The organism is Paenibacillus cookii (assembly GCF_018333375.1).
In the GTDB taxonomy this organism is placed as follows: domain Bacteria; phylum Bacillota; class Bacilli; order Paenibacillales; family Paenibacillaceae; genus Paenibacillus_AQ; species Paenibacillus_AQ cookii.
The window spans coordinates 85,756-100,880 of sequence record NZ_BORW01000014.1; the positions used below are offsets into that span (position 1 = coordinate 85,756).

14 protein-coding genes and 1 pseudogene are annotated in these 15,125 nt (G+C 52.7%); 5 read left to right on the forward strand and 10 right to left on the reverse strand.

Going from position 1 to position 15,125, the window contains the following annotated elements:
• Nucleotides 1–40 precede the first annotated feature (40 nt).
• Nucleotides 41–610, reverse strand: coding sequence for a Uma2 family endonuclease (locus tag KI367_RS14530; RefSeq protein ID WP_212950509.1), 570 nt, complete (start codon nt 608–610; stop codon nt 41–43).
• Nucleotides 611–1,040: 430 nt separating this feature from the next.
• Between KI367_RS14530 and KI367_RS14535 the strand changes: the two genes are divergently transcribed.
• Together KI367_RS14535 and KI367_RS27605 are read left to right on the forward strand one after the other, a co-directional pair.
• Entirely contained in the window at nt 1,041–2,474 is a 1,434-nt protein-coding gene (locus tag KI367_RS14535) for a SpoVR family protein (protein ID WP_212950510.1), read from the forward strand.
• A gap of 16 nt (nt 2,475–2,490) precedes the next feature.
• Nucleotides 2,491–2,595, forward strand: a pseudogene (locus tag KI367_RS27605) (hypothetical protein); the annotation flags it as partial.
• A 76-nt stretch (nt 2,596–2,671) separates the two neighbouring features.
• Here the strand turns inward: KI367_RS27605 and KI367_RS14540 are convergent.
• The 4 genes from KI367_RS14540 to KI367_RS14555 form a co-directional block, all read right to left on the reverse strand.
• Nucleotides 2,672–3,364, reverse strand: a complete 693-nt coding sequence (locus KI367_RS14540) for a response regulator transcription factor (RefSeq protein ID WP_212950512.1) — start codon at nt 3,362–3,364, stop codon at nt 2,672–2,674.
• Between the two features lie 141 nt (nt 3,365–3,505).
• Nucleotides 3,506–4,513, reverse strand: a complete 1,008-nt coding sequence (locus KI367_RS14545) for a LacI family DNA-binding transcriptional regulator (RefSeq protein WP_036714951.1) — start codon at nt 4,511–4,513, stop codon at nt 3,506–3,508.
• 149 nt (nt 4,514–4,662) lie between these two features.
• The gene (locus tag KI367_RS14550) at nt 4,663–5,676 is read right to left on the reverse strand and encodes a globin-coupled sensor protein (protein ID WP_212950514.1); all 1,014 of its coding nucleotides are present in this window, start codon (nt 5,674–5,676) and stop codon (nt 4,663–4,665) included.
• 247 nt (nt 5,677–5,923) lie between these two features.
• A complete protein-coding gene (locus KI367_RS14555) occupies nt 5,924–7,819 on the reverse strand; it encodes a PrkA family serine protein kinase (protein ID WP_212950516.1) in 1,896 nt (631 codons plus the stop codon).
• 238 nt (nt 7,820–8,057) lie between these two features.
• Here KI367_RS14555 and KI367_RS14560 point away from each other — a divergent pair, with 238 nt between their 5' ends.
• Complete coding sequence (locus tag KI367_RS14560; protein WP_212950517.1) at nt 8,058–8,801, forward strand: DUF2161 domain-containing phosphodiesterase; 744 nt, start codon at nt 8,058–8,060, stop codon at nt 8,799–8,801.
• Here KI367_RS14560 and KI367_RS14565 read toward each other — a convergent pair.
• Together KI367_RS14565 and KI367_RS14570 are read right to left on the reverse strand one after the other, a co-directional pair.
• Nucleotides 8,798–10,021, reverse strand: coding sequence for an aminotransferase-like domain-containing protein (locus tag KI367_RS14565; RefSeq protein ID WP_212950519.1), 1,224 nt, complete (start codon nt 10,019–10,021; stop codon nt 8,798–8,800). The genes KI367_RS14560 and KI367_RS14565 overlap by 4 nt on opposite strands.
• A gap of 80 nt (nt 10,022–10,101) precedes the next feature.
• The gene (locus tag KI367_RS14570) at nt 10,102–10,758 is read right to left on the reverse strand and encodes a response regulator transcription factor (RefSeq protein ID WP_036714954.1); all 657 of its coding nucleotides are present in this window, start codon (nt 10,756–10,758) and stop codon (nt 10,102–10,104) included.
• Between the two features lie 324 nt (nt 10,759–11,082).
• Here KI367_RS14570 and KI367_RS14575 point away from each other — a divergent pair, with 324 nt between their 5' ends.
• Nucleotides 11,083–11,490 carry a hypothetical protein gene (locus KI367_RS14575; RefSeq protein WP_036714956.1) on the forward strand — a complete coding sequence of 136 codons (408 nt, stop codon included), beginning with the start codon at nt 11,083–11,085 and terminating at the stop codon, nt 11,488–11,490.
• Nucleotides 11,487–12,554 (forward strand): phosphodiester glycosidase family protein, encoded by a 1,068-nt coding sequence (locus KI367_RS14580; protein WP_212950521.1) that lies wholly within the window; start codon nt 11,487–11,489, stop codon nt 12,552–12,554. The genes KI367_RS14575 and KI367_RS14580 overlap by 4 nt, the downstream gene beginning before the upstream one ends.
• Nucleotides 12,555–12,842: 288 nt before the next feature.
• Here KI367_RS14580 and KI367_RS14585 read toward each other — a convergent pair whose 3' ends face one another.
• From KI367_RS14585 to serC, 3 genes are all read right to left on the reverse strand, one after another.
• Nucleotides 12,843–13,097, reverse strand: coding sequence for an AbrB/MazE/SpoVT family DNA-binding domain-containing protein (locus KI367_RS14585; protein ID WP_036714958.1), 255 nt, complete (start codon nt 13,095–13,097; stop codon nt 12,843–12,845).
• A 282-nt stretch (nt 13,098–13,379) separates the two neighbouring features.
• The gene (gene trmL, locus KI367_RS14590) at nt 13,380–13,844 is read right to left on the reverse strand and encodes a tRNA (uridine(34)/cytosine(34)/5-carboxymethylaminomethyluridine(34)-2'-O)-methyltransferase TrmL (protein WP_036714959.1); all 465 of its coding nucleotides are present in this window, start codon (nt 13,842–13,844) and stop codon (nt 13,380–13,382) included.
• A gap of 129 nt (nt 13,845–13,973) precedes the next feature.
• Entirely contained in the window at nt 13,974–15,062 is a 1,089-nt protein-coding gene (gene serC, locus KI367_RS14595) for a 3-phosphoserine/phosphohydroxythreonine transaminase (RefSeq protein ID WP_036714961.1), read from the reverse strand.
• Nucleotides 15,063–15,125 lie beyond the last annotated feature (63 nt).

Genomic DNA, 15,125 nt, shown 5'->3' on the forward strand with positions numbered 1-15,125 from the left:
CAAAAAATGCCGACTCCAGCTGGAATCGGCTCTCTCTATATTAGGCTTCCAAGTTAAACAACTTGCTGAGCGATATCTGAAAATCCTTGAAGATGTTCGACCATACGTCATCCTGCTCTGTATATAAGTTTCGCACCTGGTATAAGCCATCCTGCAGCATATTGACATGAACCGTGCGATTGCCGGGATCGACGATCCAATATTCCTGGACTCCGTATCTCTGATAAAGATTGAATTTCTCATTGAAATCCTTCAGTGCAGTTGATGGCGACAACACTTCGATAATCATCGTCGGCGCGCCATGACAACCGTTTTTGGAAATCTGATGCTTGGAGCAGACCACCGACAAATCCGGCTGCGTTACATGATCAGGCACATCATATGAATTGCTCTCACTAAAGAACACGTCGAACGGAGCAACAAACACATAACAGCTCTGGTTCTGCAAGTGCGTCCGCAGCGCGAAATGCAGCTCCCTTACAACAAACTGGTGGAGGGCTGTCGGAGCCTCCGACAGATTATACGCCTTGCCGTTAATTAGTTCCCATGCCCCGTCCCATGTCAACCAATCTTGATATGTGTGCAGCTTCTTCTCATCCGGATTCGACATAAGTCTCAAATCTCCTTCGTATTCAATCCGTACAAATGGCTTAAAGTGATCCAAATTTCACCCATTCGATTCATCTCTGGCTAAACTTTGTCATGTTTTAGATCCGCTTCAGAGCGGATCGCAAAATTCCGGTTGCTGAACCCATCAGTAACTGAATTATAACATAAATCGTCCGAGGAACCCCGGGTCGGAATGTTCCCTTACGTAACGCTTAGAGAATGGTTAGATCAAATTTCATATCCAGGACAATCGTCCATCGTTGCATTATTAAATCGCACATCCGCTGCATACAATGTACTGGAGGATTTTCAAGGAGAACCGCCCCCGGCGCTAATCGCAGCATCCATCCCGTAAAGCTGTAACATCATGACTTTAACCCGTTCGGCGCTTACCGGCGTTCTTCTGGACACTGGGAAGGAGCTATTTACTCATGAGCGATGAAATCAAACAACTCGAATATGCCATCCGCGAAATCATGGAAATTGCCGACGGTTTTGGCCTGGATTATTATCCGATGCGTTACGAAATCTGCCCGGCAGACATTATTTATACCTTCGGCGCCTACGGCATGCCGACCCGTTTCTCGCACTGGAGCTTCGGCAAAACCTTCAACAAAATGAAGATGCAATACGACTTCGGGCTCAGCAAAATTTACGAGCTGGTCATCAACTCCAACCCCTGCTACGCGTTTTTGCTCGACGGCAATTCCCTGATCCAAAACAAGCTGATCGTCGCGCACGTCCTCGCCCACTGCGATTTTTTCAAAAACAACTACCGCTTCTCCGCTTCCAACCGCAACATGGTGGAGAGCATGTCGGCCACGGCCGAACGGATCAGCCGCTATGAAATGGACTACGGCACCGAAGCCGTTGAAAATTTCATCGACGCCGTCCTGAGCATCCAGGAGCATGTCGATCCTCAGCTCATCAAACCGCAGCATTTCGATAAGCAGCAATACATGGAATACAAAATCAAAGAACAAAAGGAATCGGCCAAACGCGAGCCGAAAACCAGCGAATACGACGATCTGTGGAGCCTGGATGAGCCCAGAAACAAAGAAAAAGGCGAACCCGGCCCGCGCCGTTTCCCGCCCGAACCGGAAAAAGACATCATGTGGTTCATCCAGGAGTTTTCCGAAGTGCTGGAGGACTGGCAGCGGGACATCATGAGCATGCTGCGCGAGGAAATGCTGTATTTTTGGCCGCAAATCGAAACGAAAATCATGAACGAAGGCTGGGCTTCGTATTGGCATCAGCGCATCATCCGGGAGCTGGACCTGACGAGCGAGGAAACGATCGAATTCGCCAAACTGAATGCCTCCGTCGTGCAGCCGTCGCGCAACAGCCTGAACCCGTATTATTTGGGGCTGAAAATTTTCGAGGATATCGAGCGGCGCTGGGATCACCCGACCCGGGAAGAGCAGGAGCTTGCCGGACGCAAGCCCGGTCAGGGGCGCCAAAAAATATTCGAGGTACGCGAGTTCGATTCCGATATTTCCTTTATCCGCAACTATTTGACGAAAGAACTGACCGAGGATTTGGACTTATACGTATTCGAGAAAAAAGGCCCGGAATGGAAAATTACCGACAAAGCCTGGGAACGCGTCCGCGACCAGCTCGTCGTCTCCAGGGTCAACGGCGGCAACCCGTACCTGGTCGTGTCCGACGGGGACTACATGCGCAACGGGGAAATGGTCATCCGGCATGAATACGAAGGCACCGAACTCGACCTGAAATACATGGAACGGACGATGCCCTACGTGTACCAGCTGTGGGGACGCACGGTGCATCTCGAGACGGTGATCGAAGATAAAAAGGTGATGTTTTCGTACGACGGCAAAAAGCTGCACCGCAAGTTTGTGTGATGTTTGGTTTTAAGGCCAAGACCGGTTCGCTCCGAACAATAACGTCACGCGGGCGGAAGCCGTCACGGTCATGATCCGTATGCTGCGGGCCGAAGCGGCTATCCGTGACTTGCTGGAATAAACGGCAATAAGCAACCTTGGCTTCGGTCTACGCCGGAAGCGAGGTTGCTTATTTTTTTGTCCGTCCCCCGTTCCGCTTATTTCTCCATTGCCTTATACCCGATCCCGTACACCGTTTGCAGCAAATAATGGGCGTCCCCAAGCTTTTTGCGCAGGCGCTGAATATGGATGTCCACGGTACGCGTACCGCCGAAATACGCCATTCCCCATACGAGATCGAGCAAATCCTCGCGGGTGTACACACGCCCGGCATGGGACACCAAAAGCGCCAGCAGGTCGAATTCTTTCGGGGTCAAATCCATCGGTTCGCCGTTCATCTCCGCCGTTCGCCGGACCGTATCGACCTTCAAGCCTTCGAGACGGTAAACCTCCGAGTCGGGCGAAGACGTCCCGTCGCTTCCTTTGTCCAGCCGGCGGACGATCGATTTGGCGCGGGCGACGAGCTCGCGGATATCGAACGGTTTGCTCATGAAATCGTCGGCGCCAAGCTCGAGTCCGAGCACTTTGTCGACGATATCGTTTTTCACCGTCAGCAATAGGATGCCAAGCCCTTTCTCATGTTCCAGCCTCCTGCATACCTCGTAGCCGTTCAGTTTGGGCATCATGACGTCCAGGACGAGCAGATCGGGGCGGAACGAAGCGACCTTTTGCAGGGCCTCCTCCCCATCCGCCGCCGTTGCGACCTCAAACCCTTCTCGTTTCAATGCATATACGATAGCGCTGCGGATGCTTTCCTCGTCGTCTGCAACCAGCACTTTTTTTTGATTCATCAGTCAGCCCTCCCGCTGCTTGCAGCAGCCGTTTTTCCGGTTGTACCCTATTATAATGAATGGTGCCCGGATGTGGAAATTTCGCATTAAAAAAGAACATGCTCCCGAGCCCTCCTCGAGGCATGTTCTTCCTTCCATGCATTATGCATCCTTCGCTTTCCCCGTCGATTCGCGGACGATCAAGCTGGACGGTTCCGTCAAGACCGGCGGCGGATCTCCGGGATGTTTGATCATGGCGATCAGCGCTTCGATCGATTTGACGCCGATGGCATGAATATTTTGGTTGATGGTCGTCAGCCTGGGTTTAAACAGCTCCGCTTCGAAAATATTATCGAAACCGACGACGGAAATATCGCCGGGAACGGATAACCCCCGCGCTTCGACCGCCCGGATCGCCCCAAAGGCCGCCATGTCGGAGGTGCAGATGACCGCCGTCGGAGGCTGGGCCAGATCCAACAGCATATTCATTCCGCGGATGCCGCTGTCGTAGGAATAGTCGCCGTCCGCGACATAATCGGCCCGATAGGGAAGCGAAAAAACCTCCAGCCCTTCCCGGTATCCCGCCAAACGCAATTCGTTGACGTCCTGGCCGGAAACGCCCGCCAAATAAGCGATCCGGCGATGTCCCAGCTCGAACAGATGCCTGACCGCCATCCGGATGCCGTTCCGGTTGTCCGTCGTAATATTGCCCGCCCGGAGACCGGTGGCGTCCGTGTCCACGAACATCGTCGGAATGCCGGACTGAATCAGTTCCTGGATGCTGCGGTGGTCCTTTTCCACGCCGAAGACGACAACCCCGTCCAAATTCCGGCTTTGGCAATGGTCGATGAAGGAATAGTCCGGATCGTTCAGCCGCGCGGACAAACGCATCAAATCATACCCGCTATGTTCCAGCGCCGTTTTGATTCCTTCCAGCAGCATCGATACGTACGGGTTCGTAAAAGGAACGTGAATGAGGACCCCGACGGTCCAGGATCTGCCGGTGACGAGGCCTCTCGCAATGACATTGGGACGGTAACGAAGCCGCGCAATCGCATGTTTCACTTTTTTTCTCGTTTTTTCGCTGACATCCGGGTAATGGTTTATTACTTTGGATACGGTTGCAACCGATACCCCTGCTTCCTTAGCCACATCATGGATCGAAGCCATTCAATCACCCCAAACGACGGATTGCCGAAACGCTTTTAATGTATCGTCTGCCTCATCCTCATGATGCCATACTCTATTATACTAGAATGGTGGAGCGAATATACGATTTATTTTGCAGGAAAATGGAAGATTAAACAATCCGTTCCAGGTCAGCTTTGGCTTCGTTTCTGGATTTCCGCCAGATCCTGCGTCAGCTTTTCGATCACGTTCACAAACGATGCCAGTTCTTGCGAGCTGCTCGCCTGTTCCCTGGCATGAACCGTCGTTTTTTCCGTTTCCGCCTGGACGCGGCTCAGCCGTTCCATAATGCCCGATACCTTATCCTGGATCTGCTCGAGCGCTTCCCGCGAATGCGCCGCCAGCTTGCGCACCTCGCCCGCGACCACCGCGAAACCTCTGCCCATGTCCCCGGCGTGCGCGGCTTCGATCGCGGCATTGAGCCCCAGCAAATGCGTCTGGTCGGAGATCGCTTTGATCAAGGCGCCCATGCTTTCGATCTGCTGCACGTCCTCGTGCAGCTCGTCCATCAGCGCGTGAGCCGTCTCCTGGGAATCGGCCGTTACCTGCGCGGTCACCGCGATCTGTCCGGCGCTTTCGTTCAGCTCCGCAATCATGCCGGTGAGCTGCTGCACGACTTCGGTCACCGCCTGCAGCACATGCTCTTTTTCGTCCGCCAAATCTTTCAGCTTCTCTTTTTCTTTCATCTCGTACGCTTCAAGCACCAGCTGGGAGTCGAGATTGAACATTTTGCTGAGCGAAAAAACGACCTTGGTCCATTGATCCGGCACGGCTTGCCGGAGCAAATCCGTCGCGATGTCCAGATAAGTCATATAACTGCCGAGATAATATTCGACGCCGAGCCCGACGCGGGAATGCACAAGGCCGATCGCGACCCGTCTCTCCAAATACGCATCGTCGATCCTGCCTTCGGCCAGCGACAGCCAGTACTCCCTTTGCGTTTCTTTTAATCTATCGATGGTGGTGAATCTGCCGATGATCTCCATCAGCTCCGGCTCCGTCGCAATATGGGCGTAAAAACGGTTCACCACCTCTTCGACGACTTTCTCGAATACGGGACGGTGTTGCGCCAGAATTTCCATATCCTGCTCGGTCAACTTGATGTAATTCAGCTGCTGCTGCCGTTTCGGGGATATATTGATCATGGATCAGGCATCTCCTTCTTTAGTCCTAAATTTTTCAGTTTAAAATGCTAACTTTGTATATTATAGACTATATCGACGCGTAATCCACTAGATTTGAATCATTTTTTTGCAAATCTTTCCTGTCCCTGAAAAATCCTGCGGGAGCGCCTGCCCCTCCCCTGGCTCCGATCTGAATGTTTGAAGGGGCTCCTAAACGGAGATCCGGAACCGAAAAAAACCGCCCTCTGTCCGAGGACGGCTCCGCTTTTTACCGGTTCAGCAAACTTCCCACGTATCTCAGCAATTCATTCGCGCAGACCGGGCAATATCCATGGTCATCCATCAAACGTTTGCTGACTTCGTTGATCCGCTTCAGCTGCGTCGCATCCGGCGTTTTGGTGGAGGTCGTGATTTTGACGATGTCTTTCAGATCGGCAAACAATTTCTTTTCGATTGCTTCGCGCAGCCGGTCGTGGTTATGGTATTCGAATTTTTTCCCTTTGCGCGAGTAGGACGATATGCGGATCATGATTTCTTCCCTGAACGCCTTTTTGGCGTTTTCCGAAATGCCGATCTGTTCCTCGATCGAACGCATCAGGCGCTCATCCGGATTCATCTCCTCGTCGGTCAGCGGATCGCGGATTTTGGACATGTTGCAGAAAGCTTCGATATTGTCCAGGTAATTTTCAAAAAGCGTTTTTGCCGACTCGTCAAAAGAGTACACAAACGCTTTTTGGACTTCTTTTTTGGCGAGCTCATCGTATTCCTTGCGGGCAACGGCGATAAAATTCAAATAACGCTCCCGTTCGTCCTTGGTGATGGAGGCATGCTGGTCGAGTCCGTCCTTGATCGCCCGCAAAATGTCCAGCGCGTTAATGCACTGAAGGTCCTGCTTGATCAAAGCGCTGGAAATGCGGTTGATGACATACCGCGGATCCACGCCGGACATGCCTTCTTCCAAATACTCGGACTGCATTTCCTTCAGGTCGGCTTCCTTGAAGCCTTCGATTTCCTCCCCGTCGTACATCCGCATTTTTTTGACCAGATCCATGCCGTGTTTTTTCGTTTCCTTCAGGCGGGTCAGGATGGAAAAAATGGCTGCCGCTCGCAGCGCATGCGGCGCAATATGCACATGCTGCATATCGCTTTGCTTGATCAGCTTGTTGTAGATTTTCTCTTCCTCGGAAACCTTCAGGTTGTATGGAATCGGCATGACGATCATCCGTGATTGCAGCGCTTCGTTTTTCTTGTTGGAAATAAACGCTTTGTATTCCGCTTCGTTCGTATGCGCGACGATCAATTCATCCGCCGATATCAGCGCGAAACGCCCTGCTTTGAAATTGCCCTCCTGGGTTAAGGAAAGCAAATTCCACAAAAACTTCTCGTCGCACTTCAGCATTTCCTGGAATTCCATCAGCCCCCGGTTGGCCTTGTTCAATTCGCCGTCAAAACGGTAGGCCCGCGGATCCGATTCGGAGCCGTATTCGGTGATCGTCGAAAAGTCGATGCTGCCGGTCAGATCGGCGATATCCTGCGATTTCGGGTCGGAAGGGCTGAAGGTGCCGATCCCCACCCTGGCATCCTCGGAAATGATCACGCGGGTTACGGGCACCTTTTCGATGTCACCGCCGTACTCCAGCTTCAGGCGCATTTGGCAGGAAGGGCATAAATTCCCCTCGATGCGGACGCCAAGCTCCCTCTCCACTTCGGGCCTGAGCTCGAGCGGGATCAAATGCAGCGGTTCCTCGTGCATCGGGCAGCCGTCTATGGCATAAAGCGCTCCCTGTTCCGTTCGCGAGTATTTTTCCAGGCCCCTTTTCAGGAGAGTGACCAGCGTAGATTTGCCGCCGCTAACCGGGCCCATCAGCAGCAGGATCCGTTTGCGGACGTCAAGCCGGCGCGCCGCGGAATGGAAATATTCCTCCACGAGCTTCTCGATGGACCGGTCCAGGCCGAAAATCTCCTGCTCGAAAAATTTATAACGCTTATGGCCGCCAACCTCCTCCACGCCGTACGACTTGATCATGTCATACACGCGTGCATGAGCCGTGACCGCCGCCGAAGGATTTTTACGGAGCAGCTCGATGTAATCTTTAAAGGTGCCGTTCCACGCAAGTTGATCACTTTCTGCCCGATAGGCCGCAACGCGTTCGAAAATATCCATGCTAGTACCTCCTATGACTACGTTATGAGTTGTCAAAAATTCCATCAAAGCGTCAAGGGTCAACTTTCATCCCGTTTTTCTTTGTTCATATTCGCAAATCCATTGATCGAAAAGTGTATTACATACCTATGCGGAACCATGGGATTAGTTGACCTATTTTTTCGCGAAAGGAGGATTGTCTTTTATCGAATGTTATAATATAGGAAATCAACCGTCTTGGAAGCAAAGGGGAATGATCATGACCGTACGGCATGAAACCGAGCTGTATGAGCCGCTGAAGGCTTTTTTCGAACAGCGGGGCTACGAAATCAAAGGAGAGGTGCGGCACTGCGATTTGGTCGGGGTGCATCCGGCGGAGGCGGAGCCCTTGATCGTGGAAATGAAAAAGACGTTCAATCTCGCGCTGCTGCTGCAGGGGATGGAACGTCTTCAGCTGAGTTCCCGCGTTTATTTGGCGGTCGAACGGAGCAGGGCCAAGCGCGGAGCCGTCAATCAGCGTTGGGGCGATATTGCGAAATTGTGCCGCAAGCTGGGGTTCGGCCTCATCACGATTACGTTTTATAAAACGAAAAAACCTTTTGTCGAAGTGCTCTGCGAACCGGGCGTCCAGGAGCCGGCGAAACCCGTCAGGCAAAAACGCAAGGAGCGCCTATTGTACGAGTTCCACGAACGCAGCGGGGATTATAACGTCGGCGGAAGCAGCCGGGCAAAGCTGGTTACCGCCTACCGCGAAAAAGCGCTGCGCGTCGCGCAAGCCCTGGCGGCCGCGCCTCCGGAAGGCGCGTCTCCCGCCCAGCTGCGCAGCCTGACCGGCATCGGCAACGCGGCGGCCATCCTGCAGCATAATTATTACGGATGGTTTGAACGGATCAGGCGCGGCCGTTACGTGCTCACGGCAGCCGGAACCGAATGCCTCAAGGAATATGCCGGGGTGCTCGAAACCGCTTCTTCATCCGCGGCGGAACCGGCCGGCAAACGTTAACTCCGGGCCGTAAATTCCGAGATCGCTTCGCCGATCAAATTCATCCCGAGCAGCAGCTCATCCCGGCCGGGATGCGTGAAATTCAGGCGGATATATCCGCTGCCGCCCCCATTCGGATAACACAATGAGCCCGGCAAAAACGCGGCGCCTTTATCCAGCGAACATTTCAGCAGGGCGACGCCGTCCAGGGCATCCGGGAGCTTTACCCACAGGAACATTCCGCCCCGGGGCACCTCGAAGCTTACATGTTTCCACGCCGGACGCTTCAGCAGCTCCGTCATCAGCTTGAGTCTCGTTTCGTACTCGCGGTTCAGCATCCGGATATGTTCATGGATATTAAAGGTAGAAGATTCAAGCAGATAGTGGAGAAGGCACTGGTTGAAATGGCTCGACTGCCAATCCGCCAGCTGTTTGGCCATGACCATCGTATCGATCATCTTTTTGTTCCCGGCCGCCCAGCCCGTACGAAGCGCGGGAACGACCGTTTTGCTGAAGGAGCCGATATGCAGCACCTGCCCCCCGTTTCCCGCATCGTCCAGCGAATACAGGGAGGGATACTCGCGGTAAAACGCCTTTGCGCCGATTCCCCCGAAATGAAGGTCGCCATAGGAATTGTCCTCCACGATGAGGATTTTCCGCGATTTGCATATATCCAGAACCTCCCGCCGGCGTTCCAGGCTCCACAATATTCCGGTCGGATTCGTGAAGTTCGGCGATACGAGCAGAAGCTTCGGCTTCAGCCTCTCCGCTTCCTCAAGCAACCGCTCCGGGTTGATCCCCTCCGCATCCCCTTCGACCGGCACGATCGACGCTCCTTGCATCTTCAGGATTTGCAAAAATCCCGGAGCCGTCGGCTGCTCGACCAGCACCGGATCGCCGGGCTCAACGTATACGCGGGCTAAAAGGTCCATCGCCTGCTGGCTGCCGGTCGTGAGCAGCACCTGCCCCGCATGCACATCCGTTCCCTTGCGTTCCTGAAAATCCTTGCACAGCCATTCCCGAAGCGGCAAATAGCCCTGCGGCTCGCCGTATTGCAGCGCCGCAGGGCTTTTGGAAATGACGGCTGCCGCGGCAGCCTCCAGTGACGAAATCGGGAACAACTCCTCGGCGGGAAGTTCCTCGGCAAAAGAAATGAACGATTCCCGAGTAGACAGCGATCTCATGAAGTGAATCGGCGACGAAAGCATCGCCTTCGTGCGCTCCGCAAAGGAATACTGCATGATATCTCCTCCTTCTCCCAGTTCCAATCACCGGCGATCCGGCATGTATCTTCTCTTCCACATGTTATATATATCCCGGATCAATTGAAAACAGGACTTTTTTGTCTCATGGTCAGCGCGAACTTTTCGATCGCTTGGGCCCGGGTGGACACGCCGAGCTTCACGTATATTTTACGCAAATAATTGTCGATCGAACGCCGGCTGACGGAAATTTCCATCGCGATTTTATCATAGGTAATGCCCTGCACGATCCGTTCCATGATGAAAATTTCGGTTTCCGTCAAATGATACAACCCGCCGTCGATCACCGCCGGCTGCACCTGCCAAATCCCGTTTTTCAGCCAATCCATCGGCAGCATCGCAAGCCCTTCGCGCAGCCCGTCGATCATCAGCATCAATTGGGCCGCGGACGCCTGTTTCGACAAAATTCCGCTTCCGCCCAAATTGACGATCGAATGCAGCAGCTTGATCCCGTCGGTATCGGTCAAAATAATTACATGGCTGTCCGGCGACGCATGTTTGATTCTTTCCAGCAGCGTTTCCGCCGTTCCTTCCGGCATTTGGTAGTCCAAGAGCACCAGTTCCGGCTTTTGTTCGGCCACGAGCACCAGCCCTTCCTCCCAGGTGGAACCCATGCCCGTAACCCTAAGTTCTTCCCTTTCTTCCAAAATCAATTTGGTTCCCAGCATACTCGTGGGGTGACTGTCAACAATCACGACCCGCCAAACCTTCGTCATTTCGATTGAAACCCCCTGATCGATAAAAGTGGAATGAATGTTTGATCATCTGATTTATGATTAGTCATGAGCGCGTTAAATGCTTGTTTTCAGACGTATAAAAGGTAGATCGTGGCGTCAGAGGCATAATTAGGAAAATAATGTTAAACATACCATGCCCGCTCCCTGCAGCAAATAAATCTAACAAGATTGTATCGCAACGCTTCCATATGGCGCAATCTCTTTTTAGGCTTTTCTGTGACTTTAGATTCATTTTTGCGAAATTGGTAGGGGAATGTTAGAATGAGGACTGGCAAAAAAACCAATTGTAACCGGGGTGATGATATGCAAACGAACACCGATCCTTCCTCCGCCTATCAAAACCGGACAAGCCGGGGAAAATCCCCTTCCGTCATGCTCGTTTTGATCATTTGGGTATTGCTTATAGCCGCAGGCATAACCAGCGCTTATCTATACAGCAATCATATGAAGCAGGAAATGGTCCGGCAGATTCAGGCCGACACGCACAAACAAATGAATGAGCTGAAGCAAAGCTATGAAGCCAGGTTTGCGGAATTGTCCGGGGAAGTGAAAGAGCTCGAAAGCAAGGTGCAGTCGTTTAACGAGCTGCTGACGTTCACCAAAGACAACGCGACCAGCAAAACGGATAACAGCAATAAGCTGTACACCCAGCTGAACGAAGTCAAAAAACAGCTGAGCGAACTTCAGCGGAAAATGGACTTGCTGAAATGATTTCGACGAAAAAGAAAATCAACCGGTTTTTCCTGCTTGCGACCGGACCTTTTCTGGGCATGTTCGCGTTTATGTTGTTCAGCTTCCAATCGATGCATGTGGAGGTACATACGGCCTCCTACGTCCCTAAGCAAACGCTGGCGGCCCAAACGGTGCAGCTCAAGCAAAACCTGGACAAGGCCGATCAAACCGTAAAGGCGACCATTTCTTCGATTCGCAAAACTTCGGCCCTGTATAAACAGACGACCGCCGCCATGAATGCCATCGTCAAGACGGCTCAAACCCAGGCGGCGCGACCCGAGTCCATTTATAACCGCAGGATCAGCGGCAAGCTCGGTACCCCGTTCGAGCGGGTCGAAAGCAGCCGGATCCGGATCGAGCTGTACCGCGTGAATCCCGGCGTATACCAGGGGTACGCGATGAAAGTGAAACTCAAGGACCCGGACGCCATGCAGATGGCGCTTGGCCGCGACAAAGTCGGCGGGGCGGAAACGACGCTTCAGGCCGTGAGCCGGAAAGGCGCCGTGGCCGGCATCAACGCCGGAGGGTTTGCCGATAGCGGCGGCAAGCGTTACCCGCTGAGCACCACGGTGCTGAACGGAAAATACGTCAACGGATTCGAGCCCAGCTTCAAGGATCTGTTTTTTGTGGGCCTGAACGATGCTGGCAGGCTGATCGGCGGCAAATTTTCGAACCAGGCGGATTTGGATCGCCTCAAACCGAGATTCGGGGCTACGTTCGTGCCGGTTCTGCTGAAAAACGGGCAGCCGATGCCGATTCCGGAAAAATGGAAAACGTCGCCGTACCGCGCGCCGCGTACCGTGATCGGGAACTATAAGGACGACCAGCTTTTGATCCTTGTCGTCGACGGTTACAACGAAAGCGGCAGCTCCGGGGCGACGCTGCAAGAGCTTCAAAGCAAACTGTACGGACTTGGCGTCATGGATGCCTATAATCTGGACGGCGGCGGTTCTTCTTCCCTTATTGTGAACGGAAGAGTCGTCAACCATCCGTCGGACGGCAGCCTGCGGCCGGTGCCGACCCACTTTTTATTTTTCAAATAAAACGATATTCATTTATTTTTTGCCGAAGTGTGGGTATAATATGGTTTATGAGCATGGTAGATTAGCGGGAGGTGGCCTTCATGTCGTTCTCATTAACGTTTTGGATTATTGCACTGGTGCTTGCTATGTTCCTGGCAGGCATTTTAACCGCGGCTTATAACGATGATAAGACCAAAGGCCTTTAATCCACGGCCCAAAAGGCTTCCTGACCAGGAAGCCTTTTTTTCGTTTTCTTCACCCGCTAAAAAAAGAAACATCACGAATGCATTCGTGATGCCTGATTGGTCATTATGCGTGCCTTTGCAGCTGCGCCATGTCGGATTGGCACTGCCCGCAAATGTAACGTTCCTTGAACTCGCTCACTTCTTCCATGGAGCCGCAGAATACGCATTTCGGACGGTAACGCTCCAAAATGATATGATCTCCCTGCACCAAAATTTCGACAGGGTCCCCCTCATTCATCTGATACCGTTTTCTTAACGATTTGGGCAAGACGATTCTCCCCAGCTGATCGACTTTGCGAACTACGCCAGCAGGTTTCATAGACAAACTACACCTCTCCTATTTAACTATTCAACTTATGGGATTATAGACATGATTTGCGAACGGGGCCGAACCATCTCTACAATCGCGAAGAAAACGTCGATTCGCGCGGATTCATCTGCTCGAATGCCGTCGAAGGACATTTCCCCCCTGATTAGAAAGTACTCCTTACGGCCAGGATGCCTTTTCCAATCACAAAAATATGGGTCTTTTTTAATAGTTCGATGTACGGATGTCGAATCCTGCTAACGATAAACATTTTTATTTCTTTCTTTTAGAAACTTACTTCATGCCGGGAAAATCGAGCTGGCGCAGCGCTTCGTACACGATGATCGCCGCCGAATTGGACAAATTCAAAGAGCGCACCTTGTCGGTCATCGGCATGCGGATGCAGGTGTCGGGGTTCGCGGCAAGCAGCTCCGGCGGTAGTCCCTTGGTCTCTTTTCCGAACACAAGAAAATCCCCGTCCCGGAACTCGACGTCGGTATAGCGCTTGTCTGCTTTTGTCGAAGTATAGAAGAAACGGCCTTCCGGGTATTTCTCCTGCAGCTCCGCAAACGAATCATGGTATTCGATGTGAACGGCATACCAGTAATCCAGGCCCGCTCTTTTCAGCTTCGCATCGTCCGTGCTGAATCCGAGCGGACGCACCAGATGCAAATGGGCGCCCGTCGCGGCGCAGGTTCTTGCGATATTTCCGGTATTGGCCGGTATTTCAGGTTCTACAAGCACGATATGCAGTGCCATGGGTCAATCACTCCATCCTTCAGATTCAAGATTCAAAGCGGGAAACCGCCGCCTAAAGCAACGAAAAAGCCCTTCGCCGTTGGGCGAAAGGCTGTCTGTTCCACAGGCTAAAGTCCGTTTCAGCTTGCCTTATCCATGACGCTTCTGGAAATCGGCCATGAAATCGACCAGAGCTTTGCAGCTCTCGTAAGGCACCGCGTTGTAAATCGAAGCGCGCAGTCCGCCGACGCTGCGGTGACCCTTCAGGCCTACGAATCCTGCCTGCTCCGATTCCTTGATGAACTGCTTTTCGAGTTCTTCCGATGCCAGGCGGAACGTAATGTTCATGATCGAGCGGCTGCCGGCATCCACGGGACCGCGATAGAAGCCTTCGCTGCTATCGATTATATCATAAATAAGTCCCGCTTTCTTGCGGTTGGCCCGTTCGACTCCGGCAAGGCCGCCCTGCTCTTCGATCCATTTCAAAACCTCGTTTACCATATATACCGAAAAAGACGGAGGCGTGTTGTACAGAGAGTCGTTTTTCGCATGCGTGCTGTAACGGAGCATCGTCGGAATGTGGCTCGGAGAATCGGCCAGCATGGCCTCCCGGGCGATGACGACCGTAACCCCGGAGGGTCCCAGGTTTTTCTGAGCGCCCGCATAAATAAAATCGAACTGCGTCGCGTCGAATTCGCGGCACAAAATGTCGCTGGACATATCCGCGATCAGCGGCACGTTTCCGGTGGCCGGATACTGCTGGTATTGCGTCCCTTCAATCGTTTCGTTGGAGGTCACGTGCAGGTACGCCGCGTTTTCCGGAATTTCGATGCTTGCAAGATCGGGAATCTTCATATACTTGTCCGCTTCCGAAGAGGCTGCGATATGCGTTTCGCCGATCAGCTTCGCTTCCTTGATCGCTTTGTCCGCCCAGCTTCCGCTTTTGACGTAGCTTGCCGTTTTGCCTTCGGTCAAAAAGTTCATCGGAATCATCGCAAACTGCGTGCTGGCTCCCCCTTGCAAAAACAGCACCTTGTAGCCTTCGGGATTGCCGAGAAGCGACAGCAGGCGGCTTTCCGCTTCATGGTGGACTTCTTCGTATACTTTGCCCCGGTGCGACATTTCCATGATGGACATGCCCGTTCCCCGAAAATCAACAAACTCCGCTTGCGCGCGCGTCAACACTTCAAGCGGCAGCGCCGCCGGCCCCGCATTGAAATTGTATGCTCTCTTGCTCACGTTAACTCTCCATCCTCTCTCTGTACTCGAATTTTTGAATTCAATAATAGCAGGTATCCGGGA

Excerpts from the sequence above, each read along its gene's own strand:
- KI367_RS14565 (WP_212950519.1), bottom strand. The coding sequence starts at position 10,021 with ATGCAGTATTCCTTTGCGGAGCGCACGAAGGCGATGCTTTCGTCGCCG.
- KI367_RS14575 (WP_036714956.1), top strand. The coding sequence starts at position 11,083 with ATGCAAACGAACACCGATCCTTCCTCCGCCTATCAAAACCGGACAAGC.
- KI367_RS14550 (WP_212950514.1), bottom strand. The coding sequence starts at position 5,676 with ATGATCAATATATCCCCGAAACGGCAGCAGCAGCTGAATTACATCAAG.
- KI367_RS14580 (WP_212950521.1), top strand. The coding sequence starts at position 11,487 with ATGATTTCGACGAAAAAGAAAATCAACCGGTTTTTCCTGCTTGCGACC.
- KI367_RS14570 (WP_036714954.1), bottom strand. The coding sequence starts at position 10,758 with ATGACGAAGGTTTGGCGGGTCGTGATTGTTGACAGTCACCCCACGAGT.
- trmL (WP_036714959.1), bottom strand. The coding sequence starts at position 13,844 with ATGGCACTGCATATCGTGCTTGTAGAACCTGAAATACCGGCCAATACC.
- KI367_RS14585 (WP_036714958.1), bottom strand. The coding sequence starts at position 13,097 with ATGAAACCTGCTGGCGTAGTTCGCAAAGTCGATCAGCTGGGGAGAATC.
- KI367_RS14560 (WP_212950517.1), top strand. The coding sequence starts at position 8,058 with ATGACCGTACGGCATGAAACCGAGCTGTATGAGCCGCTGAAGGCTTTT.
- KI367_RS14530 (WP_212950509.1), bottom strand. The coding sequence starts at position 610 with ATGTCGAATCCGGATGAGAAGAAGCTGCACACATATCAAGATTGGTTG.
- KI367_RS14555 (WP_212950516.1), bottom strand. The coding sequence starts at position 7,819 with ATGGATATTTTCGAACGCGTTGCGGCCTATCGGGCAGAAAGTGATCAA.
- KI367_RS14545 (WP_036714951.1), bottom strand. The coding sequence starts at position 4,513 with ATGGCTTCGATCCATGATGTGGCTAAGGAAGCAGGGGTATCGGTTGCA.
- KI367_RS14535 (WP_212950510.1), top strand. The coding sequence starts at position 1,041 with ATGAGCGATGAAATCAAACAACTCGAATATGCCATCCGCGAAATCATG.
- KI367_RS14540 (WP_212950512.1), bottom strand. The coding sequence starts at position 3,364 with ATGAATCAAAAAAAAGTGCTGGTTGCAGACGACGAGGAAAGCATCCGC.